This is a genomic window from Rhizobium sp. RM (genome assembly GCF_013390595.1).
In the GTDB taxonomy this organism is placed as follows: domain Bacteria; phylum Pseudomonadota; class Alphaproteobacteria; order Rhizobiales; family Rhizobiaceae; genus Agrobacterium.
The window spans coordinates 745,904-760,058 of record NZ_JACAWV010000008.1; the positions used below are offsets into that span (position 1 = coordinate 745,904).

Genomic DNA, 14,155 nt, shown 5'->3' on the forward strand with positions numbered 1-14,155 from the left:
GTGAAGGTTGTGGCGGGTTGTAGAAATCTTGCGTGAGACGACGAAAAAGCGGTCGCTTTTCGTTAACCAAGATACAGAGATCTTGAGTTCAGCGTGCCCTGACGCGTCCGAGTAGACGCGCCGATGTTTCAGGTTCGCAGGCTTTTAGTGCGTCGGGACCTGGCGATGATGGTCTCAGGCCCGGTGGATGCGAACCGTGTGTGCCGCGTAAAGTTCCGCGACATTCAGTCTTTCCTTGTCGGACTCATTGTCCGACAAGGATTTTGCGCCAGCGTTCTGTGCCGCAGACGCTGCCCACAGTCTCAAGGCAGCTCTGACAACTTCGCTGCCGGATGCATATTCGCCGCAGTCCACGGCGTCGCGCATTCTTGCTGCCTGTTCCGGGGAAATGGATACTGTCACCATTGGCATGATATCTCTCCCTGTTTTCAGCGGCCATTTTTCAGTTCATTCGTCTGGCGCCGCTTCCAGCGAAATTGGTATCACCGTCTATAATACCACGAAACGCGTCCCATACCCAATTTGCAGTATATTGTGGTTTGGTTTTTCCCGTTTCGGCAAGCTGGCGGTACGTTTGCGCCGCAGCTGACATATCCTATTCGCGAATTGCAAAAGACAGTGCAATGAGGGCCCATCCCTGCATGATCAGGTCGATGGCCAGAAACAGCCCGAGCACCCACAGGCTGTTGACCGGCCAGCCGGCCGCAATCACCAGGCCCGCAAGGGCGGTCACGACACCGGCTGCGGCGATCCAGCCCCAGCCTTTGGCCGGTTTCAGCCTGAAGCCGACGAAGATGCGGAAAACCCCGGCAACAACAAGGGATATCGCCATCAACAGCGTCAAAACCGCCGCCGTCAGGTCAGGATTCTGGAAGGCGATGACACCAGCCACAGCGTAGAGCAGGCCGCTCAAGACCCAGAAAACGGCGTTGCCCCAGCCTTTCACCTGAAAGGCATGAATGAGTTGCAGGACGCCGCCCATCAGCATCATGACGCCGACATAAAAGACCGATGCGACGGTCGCGACCAGAAGATTACCGAGTGCGATGACGCCGAATGTCAGGAGAACGAGGCCGAGCGCCAGAAACCATCCCCACTTTGCTTTCAGTGGCGAAAATCCGAGCGGATTGAGACTGTGTGTCATCTCTCTGTCTCCGGAATTGGTTGGGAAACAAGCTATCACGATTGCTGGATAGCGCAACGCTGATCCCATAGATTTGATCTGGCGCAAACAGGGAACCAAAAATGGCGCATTTTTTATTGATTGATGAGTCAATCAAGAATAATTTGCCGCCCATCAAGGAGAACGAGATGCCAAAGATCGGAATGGAGCCGGTTCGAAAGAAGGCGCTGGTTGACGCCGCGCTGCGGACCATCGGCCATCACGGATCGCTGAATGTCACGATGTCGGATATCGCGCGTGAGGCGGGCGTATCGGCCGCATTGGCGCATCATTATTTCGGCAGCAAGCAGCAGCTTCTTCTTGAAACCATCCGCAGTCTGCTACGTGACCTGCGGCGTGATGCCGTCGCAGCGCTTACCCGCGCCTCCGGGCCGCGAGAGCGTCTGAGTGCGATCATCCATGTCTCTTTCCAGAGTGACCAGTTCAGCCCCGAGGCTGTGGCCGCGTGGCTGGCATTTTATGTCGATGCCCAGCGTTCGGAGGAAACACGGCGGCTTCTGGTTCTCTATGCCCGTCGTTTGCGCTCAAATCTTCTGTCCAGCCTGAACAGGCTTTGCCCGCCTGACGATGCCGCGCGCATCGCCGAAGGCGCCGCCGCTCTGATTGACGGTCTCTACATTCGCCACAGCCTGCGTGCGGCTCCGCCCGCCTTCTCATCCGCACCTGCACTCGTCGAGGATTACTTCGATGTGCAGCTCAAACCATTTCTGGAAGGGCGCCGCTCAAAGCCGCCTGTCCATCTTCTTTAAGGAGTATTCGACATGACTACGGACAAAGCCCTGCGGGCACAGCCGAAAGCGTCCCATTTCATCGATGGTGTCTACGTTGAGGATACGGCTGGCACGGTCATCGAGAGCATCTTTCCGGCCACAGGCGAAGTGATTGCCAGACTGCATGCCGCAACGCCTGCCATTGTCGAACGTGCTATCGCATCCGCCAAGCGGGCCCAGAAAGAATGGGCGGCATTGAGCCCGACGGCACGCGGCCGTGTTCTCAAGCGCGCGGCTGATATCATTCGCGAGCGCAATGAGGCGCTGTCGGAACTGGAAACGCTCGACACCGGCAAGCCCATTCAGGAAACCATTGTTGCTGATCCGACCTCCGGCGCGGACGCTTTCGAGTTTTTCGGCGGTATTGCGGCCTCGGCGTTGAATGGCGATTATATTCCGCTCGGCGGCGATTTTGCCTACACAAAGCGCGTACCGCTTGGTGTCTGCGTCGGTATCGGCGCGTGGAACTACCCGCAGCAGATTGCGTGCTGGAAAGCTGCCCCCGCACTGGTGGCCGGCAACGCCATGGTGTTCAAGCCTTCGGAAAATACGCCGCTCGGTGCGCTGAAGATCGCTGAGATATTGGTGGAAGCCGGCCTGCCGAAGGGGCTTTTCAACGTTATTCAGGGCGACCGCGACACGGGTCCGCTGCTGGTCAATCATCCCGATGTCGCCAAGGTTTCTCTGACTGGTTCCGTGCCGACAGGCCGCAAGGTTGCGGCTGCCGCTGCCGGCCACCTCAAGCATGTCACGATGGAACTTGGTGGCAAGTCGCCGCTGATCGTGTTCGACGATGCCGATATCGAAAGTGCCGTAGGCGGCGCTATGCTTGGCAACTTCTATTCCTCCGGCCAGGTCTGCTCCAACGGCACGCGTGTGTTCGTGCAGCGCAAGGTAAAGGAGCGTTTTCTTGAAAACCTCAAGAAGCGCACCGAGGCAATGGTGCTCGGCGATCCCCTGGATTATGCCACGCACCTGGGACCGCTGGTCTCGAAAGCCCAGCAGGAAAAGGTGCTGGCCTATATCGAAAAGGGCAAGGCAGAGGCGGCAACGCTCGTCACCGGCGGCGGCATTCCCAACAATGTTTCGGGCGAGGGGTTTTACGTTCAGCCAACCGTCTTTGCAGATGTGAAGGATGACATGACCATCGCACGCGAGGAAATCTTCGGCCCGGTCATGTGCGTTCTCGATTTCGACGATGAAGACGAGGTGCTGGCTCGCGCCAATGCCACCGAGTTCGGTCTTGCCGGCGGTGTATTCACTGCCGATCTCGCCCGCGCCCATCGTGTCGTCGATCAGCTTGAGGCGGGTACGTTGTGGATCAACACCTACAATCTGTGCCCGGTGGAAATTCCTTTCGGTGGTCTGAAGCAGTCCGGCTTCGGACGTGAAAACTCGGCCGCCGCGCTTGATCACTACAGCGAATTGAAAACCGTATACGTCGCAACCGGCAAGGTTGAGGCGCCATACTGAGGCCAGGCGCTCCCGTGCTAAGGGAGTGTACGCGCGCCGCGAACCCTCGGCAGCATATTTGAAAGCAAAAGAGATGCAGCAGGCAGATTTCGTTATCGTTGGTTCGGGTTCGGCAGGCTCCGCCATGGCCTATCGTCTGTCGGAAGATGGTCGCTATTCCGTCATCGTGATCGAAGCGGGTGGGTCGGATTTCGGCCCCTTCATCCAGATGCCTGCGGCTCTGGCATGGCCGATGAGCATGAAGCGGTACAATTGGGGTTACCTGTCCGAACCGGAGCCGAACCTCAATAATCGCCGTATTACCGCGCCACGCGGCAAGGTCATCGGCGGCTCTTCGTCGATCAACGGTCTCGTCTATGTGCGAGGCCATGCGGAGGACTTCAATCGCTGGGAGGAACTCGGTGCAAAGGGCTGGGCCTATGCGGATGTCCTGCCATACTTCAAGCGCATGGAGCACAGCCACGGCGGCGAAGAGGGCTGGCGCGGCACGGATGGTCCGCTGCATGTGCAGCGGGGACCGGTCAAAAATCCACTTTTCCATGCGTTCATTCAGGCCGGTTCGCAGGCCGGTTTCGAGCTGACGGACGACTATAACGGCTCCAAGCAGGAAGGCTTTGGCTTGATGGAGCAGACGATCCACGACGGTCGCCGCTGGTCTGCCGCCAACGCCTATCTGAGGCCGGCGCTGAAACGTGGCAATGTGACCTTGGTCAATGGCTTTGCCCGCAAGATCGTTATTGAAAACGGCCGTGCAACGGGTGTCGAGATCGAGCGCAAGGGCGTGGTGGAAACCATCATGGCGACCCGCGAAGTTGTCGTCTCGGCCTCGTCGTTCAACTCGCCCAAGCTCTTGATGCTGTCTGGCATCGGACCGGCGGACCACCTGCGGGACATGGGCGTTGAGGTAAAGGTGGACAGGCCAGGTGTCGGCGCCAATCTTCAGGACCATATGGAGTTCTATTTCCAGCAGGTATCGCTGAAGCCGGTCTCCCTGTATTCGTGGCTGCCCTGGTTCTGGCAGGGCGTCGCAGGGGCGCAGTGGTTGCTGTCGAAAGGCGGACTTGGCGCGTCAAACCAGTTTGAGGCTTGCGCATTCCTGCGGTCGGCAGCCGGCTTGAAACAGCCGGATATCCAGTTCCATTTCCTGCCGGTCGCAATTTCCTATGACGGCAAGGCGGCGGCAAAGAGCCATGGTTTCCAGGTGCATGTCGGCTACAACCTGTCGAAATCGCGGGGTAACGTCACCCTTCGCTCTTCCGATCCGAAGGACGACCCCGTCATTCAATTCAATTACATGAGCCACCCGGAAGACTGGGAAAAATTCCGCCACTGCGTGCGTCTCACACGCGAAATCTTCAGCCAGACGGCGTTTGACGAGTTTCGTGGTCCGGAGATCCAGCCGGGCGAAAAGGTGCAGTCCGATGCGGAAATCGATGCCTTCCTGCGCGAACACCTCGAAAGCGCCTACCATCCCTGCGGAACGTGTCGAATGGGCGATCGCGACGATCCTATGGCGGTTGTTGATCCGGAATGCCGGGTGATCGGCGTTGACGGATTGCGCGTGGCGGACAGCTCCATTTTCCCGCATGTGACCTACGGAAACCTCAACGGCCCGTCGATCATGACCGGCGAAAAGGCGGCTGACCATATCCTTGGCAAGCAGCCATTACCGCGCTCCAACCAGGAACCGTGGATCAACCCACGCGGGGCCATCAGCGATCGGTAAATATGCCATGACCGCCGGCGGATTGGCCCCTTTGCAGAGCCCGCCGGGAATATGGTGATGCGGTTCAGGGCTGTGCCGTATCGCGTGGCGTGGCAAATGGAACCTTGCAATCCCTGCCGCAGAGGCAGATAAACAGGCCTTCCCGCCTGACATTTGCCAAAACTCCGATCTGGACCGCCATGCCTGTCGACTACAAGAAGATGAAAATGCTCCGCCGTTCCCGCGTTGTCTGGGGCTCCTGGCGAGTGTGGAAACCTCGGGCGGTTTTCTGGTTTGGGGCTTTGGCGGTCGGTGTGATCAGTGTGGGCTTTGCCTGGTTGGCAGACCGCGCCCAGCACCTGTTCTTTGCCGCGACATCGTCTGGCGAATGGGCGTTTCTTCTGCCGCTTCTCATCACGCCACTCGGTTTCACGCTTTGCGCCTGGCTTGCCTTCACGGTCTTTCCGAACGCTGGCGGTAGCGGGATTCCCCAGGCGATCGCCGCACGACATTTGCGGGATGATGAAGACCGGTCGCGGTTGCTGTCACTCAAACTTGCGTTCGGCAAGATCGTGCTAACGGTCGCGGGGCTGCTTTCCGGTGCATCGATCGGGCGCGAGGGCCCGACGGTCCAGGTTGGCGCCTCGATCATGTTGCAGGCGGCGCGTTGGGGTGGAATGGCGCAGGCGAGGGGATTGATCCTTGCCGGCTCGGCGGCGGGTATTGCAGCAGCCTTTAATACGCCGCTGGCGGGGATTGTCTTTGCTATTGAAGAGATGAGCCGCACCTATGAGTCCCGCGCCAACGGCCTTGTCCTGACCGCCGTCATCCTCTCGGGTCTTGCATCTCTCGGGCTGGTGGGTAGCTACACCTATTTCGGAACGAGTTCCGTCCTGGCTGAAACGGCAAGAGACTGGGCTCTCGTTCTGGTCTGCGGCATCGGTGGCGGCGCTCTCGGAGCGCTGTTCAGCGCCGGCGCCCTGCGGATATCACAACGTATCCGCCGCTGGGCACAGGCCATGCCCTTGAAGCGCATGCTCACGGCCGCCGCGATCTGCGGTCTGGCGTCCGCCATGATCGGCATTGCCACTGGCGGGGCGACATTTGGTACGGGCTATGAGCAGGCCTGTGCGGCGATCGAAGGCGAAGCGGCGCCTGCGTTCTTCTTCATCGAAAAGCTGGCGGCGACATTTCTTGCCATGATGTCTGGTATTCCAGGCGGTATCTTCGCACCCTCGCTCTCCGTCGGAGCCGGTTTTGGCAGTACGATTGCCGCCCTGCTCGGAACGAGCATAGGCCTTGGCGCAATCGTCGGGATGGCCGGGTATTTTGCCGGCGTCGTGCAGGCGCCGATGACAGCTTTCGTCATCATCCTCGAAATGACCGGCAACCATGAAGGGGTGATACCGATCATGGCTGCGGCGATGCTGGGATATGTCACCTCGCGTCTCGTGTCCCGCGAACCGCTCTATCACGGCCTTTCGCGCGTCTTCATCGCCCAGAGCATCCGTGCGAAACGGGCCGCACGGACTGCCGAGACTTAACCATCGGCGGCGACGCCGAAGTAACCGAGCCCCGGAACCTTGATGCCGGGTCTGGCAAAATCGATGCCGGCGACCAGGCCAAGGAAGTTCACCTCGAAGCCGCTTCGCACGCCTGCCGAGATGCCGAACAATCCGCCGAGTGAGACGCTTCCATCCTTCCAGTCATCGGCAACATGGACAAATTCGCCATTCGGCAGGTAATCGCGGCCCACGGCGTCAGGCGGCAGGACGACGCCAAGCTCTGGAACGCTCCGCAACACGTGGGCGACAAAGGTGTTCGAGTTGGGGCCTGGGTAGATGCGATAGCCACCCGGCTTGCCATAGGGATAGTCGGCAATCGCCTGCTCGATTTTTGGGATCAGGTCTTCCGCAGCTTTGCCGTGGATCGCCACCACCTGCCGAGGCATGTTTGAGTACCAGTAGGCGTCGGCTGCGTAGTTGTTGTGCCGGATCGGAGTGCCCCATCCGACCTTGTCGTAACGATCGTAGGAATTCGCTCCCGGTTTTTTCAGCACGATCCACGCGTGGCTGGCGACCGAACCCTTGAACCCGCCCGTCATCGCAGAAAACACATAGACCGCCGCTTCCCTGTCGGCTTTCGCGTCGGGAAGAGTACCGGAAGAAGACCACCGCGCTTTGCTCCATCCCTGCGGATGGTCTTTCATGGCCCATAGGCCGGCAGAGGCCAGCGCTGGCAGGAGGTAGATGACGGCAATTGTCAAGAGAAGACGTTTTGCAAATTTCACGTTCAGCCCCGTGCATCGGAAAATCAATTGCGGTATCAGCGAGATAGATTCCGGATTTTTTGAGGCTTGGAAAATGAACAATTCCGTTACCGTCGAAGTCACGCGTGGCAATCTCGTCGAAAGCCGCCATCACGGCCTGGCTATTGTCGTGGATGGCGACGGTGACGTTCTGTTCTCCGCTGGTGATGTCGATCGTGGCGTTTTCCCGCGTTCGGCCTGCAAGGCCATGCAGGCGTTGCCTCTGGTGGAAAGCGGTGCGGCAGACGCTTATGGCTTTGGCGACCGTGAACTGGCGCTTGCCTGTTCCTCTCACTCCGGGGAGGATGAACATGTGGCGCTTGCGGCCAGCATGCTTGCGAAAGCCGGACGGGACGTCGAAACGCTGGAATGCGGAGCGCATTGGTCGTCTGATCAGAAAACGATCATCCACCAGGCTCGTACGCTGGATAAGCCGACGGCGCTTCATAACAATTGTTCTGGCAAACACTCCGGTTTCATCTGCACCTGCTGCCATACCGGAGCCGATCCGAAGGGCTATGTCGGTTACGATCATCCACTGCAGCGCGAGATCCGCGCCACCATGGAAAGTTTGACGGGTGCCACATTGGGTGAAGACAATTGTGGCGTCGACGGTTGTTCAATTCCGACCTATGCGGTTCCGCTGAAGGGGCTGGCACATGGCTTTGCAAAGATGGCGACGGGCAGTGGACTTGAAGCCGGACGCGCCGCAGCGTCTCGCCGCCTGATGGATGCCTGCATGGCGGAACCGTTTTATGTTGCCGGAACCGGCCGCGCCTGCACAAAACTGATGCAGATTGCGCCCGGACAGATTTTCGCCAAGACGGGCGCAGAAGGTGTCTTCGTAGCAACAATGCCGCAAAAGGGCATTGCCATGGTCGTCAAATGTGAGGATGGCACGACGCGTGCCGCCGAAGCGATGATCGCAGCCCTTCTGGCAAAACAGTTCGAAAACGACAGTGCCGAACAGCTGGCTCTGCTCGCCATGGCAAACCGCTCGATGCGCAACTGGAATGGAATCCACGTTGGCGATATCCGCGTCGTTGGTCTCTGAGAGAGTATATTGACGCAAGCTGGTTGAAGCTTGATGATCCTCCGATCTGTGTGAGGTGGCCGCTCGAAAGTCACCCGCACACATACGTTCGCCTCAGTTCGCGCGGCGAGCGTCTTCATTGTCCGGAGGTCGCCCATCCATGTTCACATTGTTTTTCTCTCCCGGCTCCTGCTCGCGCGCCAGCCATATCGTGCTTGAAGAATCGGGACTGCCTTATAAGGCGCAGCGCGTCAATTTCGCCGAAGGCGAACAACGCTCCGAAGCGTTCCTGACCATCAATCCAAAAGGCCGTGTTCCCGCACTCGTAACGGCAAGTGGCGTGTTGACCGAGACGCCTGCCATCCTGGCTTTCATCGCCCAGATGGCACCGGAAAAGAAGCTTGCGCCGCTGGATGACCCCTTTGAATTCGCACGCATGCAGTCGTTCAATGCCTTTATTTCATCCACCGTACATGTCGCCCACGCTCATGGACGGCGCGGTAGCCGCTGGGCAAATGAAGAATCCTCCTTTGCCGACATGAAGGCCAAAGTACCGCAGACCATGACCGAGTGTTTTGAGTTGATCGAGAAAGGCCTGTTGCATGGGCCCTGGGTTCTCGGGACGGCCTATTCGGTCGCTGATCCCTACCTGTTCGTGATGTCGGGCTGGCTGGAAAGTGACGGTGTGGACATAGCCCGTTTTCCGAGGGTGCACGACCATTTCAAGCGCATGAGCGCAAGGCCTGCTGTTCAGAAAGTTCTGGTCGCCGAGAAGGCGTGAAATTGTTTTGGCGCCGTTACCCCGGCGGGGTAACGGCAACTAAAGGCTGATATGTTAGGCCGCTTCGGCCGAACGTGAATCCCACATGGCCTTGAAGGCGGTACGGTCCTGGCAGCGTTCCAGCCATGCTTTTAGCGCCGGATGCGCTTCGAACAGACGGGCATGTCCCTGTGCGTAACGCACGATCTCGGCGGCGTTGAGGTCTGCCACGGTAAAGCGGTTGCCAACCAGATAATCATGTTGGGAAAGATGCTGCTCCAGCACGCGGAAGGGGCGTTTCAGCAAACGTCCGGCAACATCGATGACGGCCTTGCCGGAATCGCTGTCGCCGAGGCCTTCTGCGATTGCGGAAGAAATCTTCAGAGAATTGCTTTCGATCTCGGTGGCCGCGAAGAATGACCACTGCAACATGGCCGCGTCTTCCTTCAGATCGGCGGGCGCAAGCGGCCCACCATATTTGCGCGCGAGATAGAGATTGATGGCCATGGATTCATAGAGAACCATGCCGTCATCCTCTATGCACGGAATGGTGCCCATCGGATTGATCGCGAGAAAAGATGGAGACAACGTGTTGAGTGGTGCATCGGCAGCCAGCGGGTCAGAGAGGCGGCGTGCTTGTATGACCGGCACATGTTTGAACTCTATGCCCAGTTCGCCTGCGAGCCAGAGCGTGCGTGTCGCACGCGAGCGGTAGACACCGTAGATCGTCAACATCGAAGTAACCCTTTTACCTTTTCGATGGCGGCAAGTTAGGGGCTCCGCAACCTAAAGTGAAGTTGTCGAAAGCATCGTGGATTATGATTTTTTCTGATCTGTGGACGCCTCGGCGTCGGGGGAGAGACGGCTTTCGAAACGGCCTATGAATTTGTCGAACAGGCGGGCGAAAGAATCGATATCCTCTTCCGACCAGCCGTCCATGACGTCCTTCACGATACCCATCTTGGTATTGCGCATCTCTTGCAGCAGGCTCCTACCCATCGGTGTTATTTCGATGATGCTGCGGCGGGCATCCTCTTGTGAAACAGCGCGTTTCAGCAGGCCACGACCAACCATGTCAGCCACGACCCGACTGCCGCGTGATGGGTCGATACGCATGCCCTCGGCAATCGAGCCGACGGTCACTTCACCTTGCGCGCGCTTGAGAATATCCAGTACGTCGATATGCGAGAGTTCGAGACCGGGGGCGAACTTGGCAAGCGCCATGCGTCCGATCATGCGTCGTCCAATCATGATGCGCATGCGCGTCATCGTGTTGCCGATACGGATGATGTTTTCGGGCATGTCCTCGTTCCAGTCTTCGTCCTTCGCCACGCTCGACCACATCCTTTCCACGTCAGTTTCAGATCACATTTATAGCTAGTAGCACGGAAGTCAAAACCTTGCTATTGACATATATGTGCTGATAGCACACAAATTGCCGCAGCAAAATCGTAGAGATATTTCCATGGACATGTCTACCGCCCCTGTGGCGCCGCTTGTGTCGGACCATCGACGCCGGCTCGTTGTTTTCCTGTTCCTGATGCTCGCCATGTTCATGGCGACACTCGATAACCAGATCGTCTCCACTGCCTTGCCGACCATCGTCGGTGAGTTTGGTGCGCTGGAGCGCTTCGCTTGGATCGGTTCGGCCTATCTTCTGGCGACAAGCGCGGTCATGCCGATCTACGGCAAGCTTGGTGATCTGTTCGGACGTAAATACGTGATGATCGCGGCCGTGGTGATATTCACCCTGGGATCGCTTGCCTGCGGCCTTGCATGGTCGATGAACTCGCTGATCGCCGCCCGTGTTCTGCAAGGTCTGGGCGGTGGCGGCATCATGGTGTCGATTTTCTCCGTCAATGCGGATCTTTTCGAACCACGCGAAAGAGCCCGATATCAGAGCTATTCTAGCCTGACGATCATGGCGTCCGGCAGCGTCGGACCGATCCTGGGTGGAACGATGAGCGATCTGTTCGGATGGCGTTCGATCTTCCTGATCAACCTGCCATTGGGTTTGATCGTCATTGCCGGCCTGGCTCTCATGCTGCCCTATCGGCGTCCGCAACGCCAACCGAAGATCGACTATCTCGGTGCAGTTCTGCTCGCCGCGACGATCGCAAGCGTCGTGTTCTGGGCAGATAGCAGTGAATTGTTTGGTTCACTTTTTGCAGGTCCGAGCCTCGGCATCGTCGCCTTCGCTGTCATCGCCGCATTCCTGTGGGTGCAGGTGGAGCGCCGTGCACCTGAACCGGTGGTGCCGCTACGACTTTTCAAGGATTCGACATTTCCGCTGCTGATGATTGTGTCGCTGACCAGTGGCGGTATCGGCATCGGCATGGTGAACTATTACGCGCTATTCCTGCAGACCACGACTGGCCTCTCTCCTTCTCATGCCGGATTGTTCTTCATTGCTGTTACAGGTGGCATTGTCGTGGGCGCCCTTTCGGCAGGTCGGCTGATTTCGATCACCGGCGTCTACAAGCCGTTTTCTGTGGCGGGATTGACGCTCAATCTCATCGCCATGCTGTGCTTTTCGCAGGTTCACGCCGGAACACCGCTTTCGCTGATCGCCATGTTGATGCTCGTGCAGGGATTTGCTGTCGGGCTCGGTCAGCAGGCGCCGATCATCGGTGTGCAGAATTCGGCGCCGAAGGCTGATATCGGGGCAGCCAGTGGTGCGGTTACGCTGACGCGTATGGGCGGTGCCGCGATCGCGATTTCGGTTTACGGCGCGATCATCACATCAAGCCTCAAGGGCGTGGCGGTAGACATCCCGGGCATTGGCAAGATCGAGGAATTGACACCGAAGATGTTGGCCGAACTGCCGGCTGCCTCGCAAAGTGCTGTTGCATCCCTTTATTCGCACGCCTTCACCCCGTTGTTCTTTGCTGCGGCCATAACGGCGGCGATCGGACTTGCTGCAGCGCTGATGTTAAAGCCCGTTAGGCTCCCGGCGCCAGATCAGCAGAAGTAATCTCGGCATTGGCCACGCCAACATCGATATTGCCACCAACCACGACGCGGTTTCGACCGCGTCGTTTTGCTTCGTAAAGCTGGTTGTCTGCCTCTTTGCACAACCGATCCATGTCACGGCTGCGGGTAAAGCTTGCAGTCCCGATGCTGATGCTGAGTGGTACGACAGCCCCGTCAGCAGTCATCATCTCAACGGCCGATACCTCATCGCAGATGCGCTGCGCAATGGCGAGAACCTTGTGGTTTTCATGCACTCCGTGGAGAAAAACAGCAAACTCTTCGCCGCCCAACCGGCCGAAGAAGTCCTCACCTCGGATACATGCGTTGATCCGGTCAGCAATGGATTTGAGCGCCTCGTCGCCGGTCAGGTGGCCGAACGTGTCGTTGATGGTCTTGAAATGGTCGGCGTCGATGAAAAGCACCGTTCCGGTTCTGCATCTGGCATCTTTCAAAGCCAGCATGAAATTTTCACGGTTGAGGGCGCCTGTCATCGCATCGCGGCTGGCCGTAAAGGCCAGTGCCTCATGCGCCTGCTTCAATTCTCCATGCATCGTTTCCAGTTTGCGGTGTGATTCAGCCAGCGCCAGACGCGTCTCCCGCAAACGTTCGTACTGATAGAATTGGAGGGCGCTTGCCGGCCAGGCGATGACCAGCGGGCAAACCGTCGCCATGATCAGCCCGACACCATCTAGGCTGCCACCCGTTATCGGAACGATCGTGAAGCAGATGGCCAGGGACGCAGCTATCGACACCAGGGCGGCGACGAACGAGCGCAAAAGAACTTTTTTCCAGATATCACGCATGACGGTCGTGAAATACTATTTATGCCAATGAAAATAATTAAGCCACAGGCAGGGAAATTTACAAGCACCTTCCGCGTTTGCAGTTCGCAAGCTTTCGATTACTTTAGAAATTCACCTGCGGCCGTATCAAATGCCTATGAAGCCTGAACAGTTGCTGAACTCTACCCCGAAGGGACTGTATTGTCCGGCTGGAGATTTTTACATCGATCCCGTTCGGCCGGTGCCGCGGGCGCTAGTCACCCATGGTCACTCCGATCATGCGCGTGCCGGTCATGGTGCGGTGCTGGCAACGCCTCAGACGCTCGACATCATGCGTATTCGCTACGGAGGTGAGTTTTGCGCGACTGAGCAGCCGGTCGCGTTTGGTGAGACGGTCGATGTCAACGGCGTCACAGTCGGATTTCACCCGGCCGGCCATGTTCTCGGGTCGGCGCAGATTTCCGTCGAACATCAGGGAATGCGGATCGTTGCCTCCGGTGACTATAAACGCGGTGTTGACCCAACCTGTGCGTCTTTCGAGATGGTGCCTTGTGATGTTTTCATCACGGAGGCGACATTTGGTTTGCCGGTTTTCCACCATCCCGATCCTAAGGTTGAGATCGACAAGCTGTTGACCTCCATCCGGCAGTTTCCGGAACGCACCCATCTCGTCGGCGCCTATTCGCTCGGCAAGGCTCAACGCGTCATCCGGCTGTTGCGTGACTGCGGATACGCGCAGCCGATCTATATTCATGGTGCGCTTGCCAGGCTCTGCGACTATTACGTGTCACAAGGGATTGAACTGGGTGATCTGCGCCCCGCGACGCTTGAAAAAAGCGACCCAGCCGCTTTCAAAGGGGCGATTGTCGTCGGCCCGCCATCGGCCTTCCAGGAACGTTGGGCACGCCGGTTCAACGAACCGCTGATCGCCTTTGCCTCCGGCTGGATGATGGTGCGGCAACGAGCCAAACAGGGTGGTGTTGAGCTGCCTCTGGTTATTTCGGATCATTGCGATTGGCCTGAACTGTTGGAGACAATCCGCGAAATCGCGCCGCAGGCCGTCTGGGTCACGCACGGCCGCGAAGAGGCGTTGGTGCGCTGGTGTGAATTGCAGGGCATTGCCGCCAAGCCGCTGCATCTTGTCGGTTACGAAGACGAGGGGGATTGA

14 protein-coding genes are annotated in these 14,155 nt (G+C 58.2%); 8 read left to right on the top strand and 6 right to left on the bottom strand.

Going from position 1 to position 14,155, the window contains the following annotated elements; all coding sequences use genetic code 11:
- Positions 1 to 174 precede the first annotated feature (174 nt).
- Entirely contained in the window at positions 175 to 411 is a 237-nt protein-coding gene (locus tag HWX89_RS12555) for a ribbon-helix-helix domain-containing protein (protein ID WP_138794793.1), read from the bottom strand.
- Between the two features lie 184 nt (positions 412 to 595).
- Positions 596 to 1,144 carry an HdeD family acid-resistance protein gene (locus tag HWX89_RS12560; protein ID WP_178340723.1) on the bottom strand — a complete coding sequence of 183 codons (549 nt, stop codon included), beginning with the start codon at positions 1,142 to 1,144 and terminating at the stop codon, positions 596 to 598.
- 167 nt (positions 1,145 to 1,311) lie between these two features.
- Between HWX89_RS12560 and betI the strand changes: the two genes are divergently transcribed.
- The 4 genes from betI (at position 1,312) to HWX89_RS12580 (ending at position 6,675) form a co-directional block, all read left to right on the top strand.
- Complete coding sequence (gene betI, locus HWX89_RS12565) at positions 1,312 to 1,932, top strand: transcriptional regulator BetI (protein WP_138794795.1); 621 nt, start codon at positions 1,312 to 1,314, stop codon at positions 1,930 to 1,932.
- Between the two features lie 30 nt (positions 1,933 to 1,962).
- Positions 1,963 to 3,426, top strand: a complete 1,464-nt coding sequence (gene betB / locus HWX89_RS12570; RefSeq protein WP_178340746.1) for a betaine-aldehyde dehydrogenase — start codon at positions 1,963 to 1,965, stop codon at positions 3,424 to 3,426.
- A 73-nt stretch (positions 3,427 to 3,499) separates the two neighbouring features.
- Positions 3,500 to 5,152 (top strand): choline dehydrogenase, encoded by a 1,653-nt coding sequence (betA, locus tag HWX89_RS12575; protein WP_138794797.1) that lies wholly within the window; start codon positions 3,500 to 3,502, stop codon positions 5,150 to 5,152.
- A 179-nt stretch (positions 5,153 to 5,331) separates the two neighbouring features.
- Positions 5,332 to 6,675, top strand: coding sequence for a chloride channel protein (locus HWX89_RS12580; protein ID WP_178340724.1), 1,344 nt, complete (start codon positions 5,332 to 5,334; stop codon positions 6,673 to 6,675).
- Here the strand turns inward: HWX89_RS12580 and HWX89_RS12585 are convergent.
- Complete coding sequence (locus tag HWX89_RS12585; RefSeq protein WP_178340725.1) at positions 6,672 to 7,421, bottom strand: DUF3750 domain-containing protein; 750 nt, start codon at positions 7,419 to 7,421, stop codon at positions 6,672 to 6,674. The genes HWX89_RS12580 and HWX89_RS12585 overlap by 4 nt on opposite strands.
- A 73-nt stretch (positions 7,422 to 7,494) precedes the next feature.
- Between HWX89_RS12585 and HWX89_RS12590 the strand changes: the two genes are divergently transcribed.
- A complete protein-coding gene (locus HWX89_RS12590) occupies positions 7,495 to 8,493 on the top strand; it encodes an asparaginase (RefSeq protein ID WP_138794799.1) in 999 nt (332 codons plus the stop codon).
- A 139-nt stretch (positions 8,494 to 8,632) separates the two neighbouring features.
- Positions 8,633 to 9,253 (top strand): glutathione S-transferase family protein, encoded by a 621-nt coding sequence (locus HWX89_RS12595; RefSeq protein WP_138794800.1) that lies wholly within the window; start codon positions 8,633 to 8,635, stop codon positions 9,251 to 9,253.
- Between the two features lie 54 nt (positions 9,254 to 9,307).
- On the opposite strand, the gene HWX89_RS12600 is transcribed toward HWX89_RS12595, so the two are convergent.
- Positions 9,308 to 9,967, bottom strand: a complete 660-nt coding sequence (locus tag HWX89_RS12600) for a glutathione S-transferase family protein (protein ID WP_138794801.1) — start codon at positions 9,965 to 9,967, stop codon at positions 9,308 to 9,310.
- An 81-nt stretch (positions 9,968 to 10,048) separates the two neighbouring features.
- Positions 10,049 to 10,564 (bottom strand): MarR family winged helix-turn-helix transcriptional regulator, encoded by a 516-nt coding sequence (locus HWX89_RS12605; protein ID WP_138794802.1) that lies wholly within the window; start codon positions 10,562 to 10,564, stop codon positions 10,049 to 10,051.
- 133 nt (positions 10,565 to 10,697) lie between these two features.
- Here HWX89_RS12605 and HWX89_RS12610 point away from each other — a divergent pair, with 133 nt between their 5' ends.
- The gene (locus HWX89_RS12610; RefSeq protein WP_178340726.1) at positions 10,698 to 12,206 is read left to right on the top strand and encodes an MDR family MFS transporter; all 1,509 of its coding nucleotides are present in this window, start codon (positions 10,698 to 10,700) and stop codon (positions 12,204 to 12,206) included.
- Here HWX89_RS12610 and HWX89_RS12615 read toward each other — a convergent pair.
- The gene (locus tag HWX89_RS12615; protein WP_178340727.1) at positions 12,175 to 12,981 is read right to left on the bottom strand and encodes a GGDEF domain-containing protein; all 807 of its coding nucleotides are present in this window, start codon (positions 12,979 to 12,981) and stop codon (positions 12,175 to 12,177) included. The two genes, HWX89_RS12610 and HWX89_RS12615, sit on opposite strands and share 32 nt — an antisense overlap.
- Before the next feature lie 163 nt (positions 12,982 to 13,144).
- Between HWX89_RS12615 and HWX89_RS12620 the strand changes: the two genes are divergently transcribed.
- The gene (locus tag HWX89_RS12620; protein ID WP_178340747.1) at positions 13,145 to 14,155 is read left to right on the top strand and encodes a ligase-associated DNA damage response exonuclease; all 1,011 of its coding nucleotides are present in this window, start codon (positions 13,145 to 13,147) and stop codon (positions 14,153 to 14,155) included.

Excerpts from the sequence above, each read along its gene's own strand:
- HWX89_RS12560 (WP_178340723.1), bottom strand. The coding sequence starts at position 1,144 with ATGACACACAGTCTCAATCCGCTCGGATTTTCGCCACTGAAAGCAAAG.
- HWX89_RS12600 (WP_138794801.1), bottom strand. The coding sequence starts at position 9,967 with ATGTTGACGATCTACGGTGTCTACCGCTCGCGTGCGACACGCACGCTC.
- HWX89_RS12620 (WP_178340747.1), top strand. The coding sequence starts at position 13,145 with ATGAAGCCTGAACAGTTGCTGAACTCTACCCCGAAGGGACTGTATTGT.
- HWX89_RS12595 (WP_138794800.1), top strand. The coding sequence starts at position 8,633 with ATGTTCACATTGTTTTTCTCTCCCGGCTCCTGCTCGCGCGCCAGCCAT.
- HWX89_RS12610 (WP_178340726.1), top strand. The coding sequence starts at position 10,698 with ATGGACATGTCTACCGCCCCTGTGGCGCCGCTTGTGTCGGACCATCGA.
- betI (WP_138794795.1), top strand. The coding sequence starts at position 1,312 with ATGCCAAAGATCGGAATGGAGCCGGTTCGAAAGAAGGCGCTGGTTGAC.
- HWX89_RS12580 (WP_178340724.1), top strand. The coding sequence starts at position 5,332 with ATGCCTGTCGACTACAAGAAGATGAAAATGCTCCGCCGTTCCCGCGTT.
- HWX89_RS12590 (WP_138794799.1), top strand. The coding sequence starts at position 7,495 with ATGAACAATTCCGTTACCGTCGAAGTCACGCGTGGCAATCTCGTCGAA.
- HWX89_RS12555 (WP_138794793.1), bottom strand. The coding sequence starts at position 411 with ATGCCAATGGTGACAGTATCCATTTCCCCGGAACAGGCAGCAAGAATG.
- betA (WP_138794797.1), top strand. The coding sequence starts at position 3,500 with ATGCAGCAGGCAGATTTCGTTATCGTTGGTTCGGGTTCGGCAGGCTCC.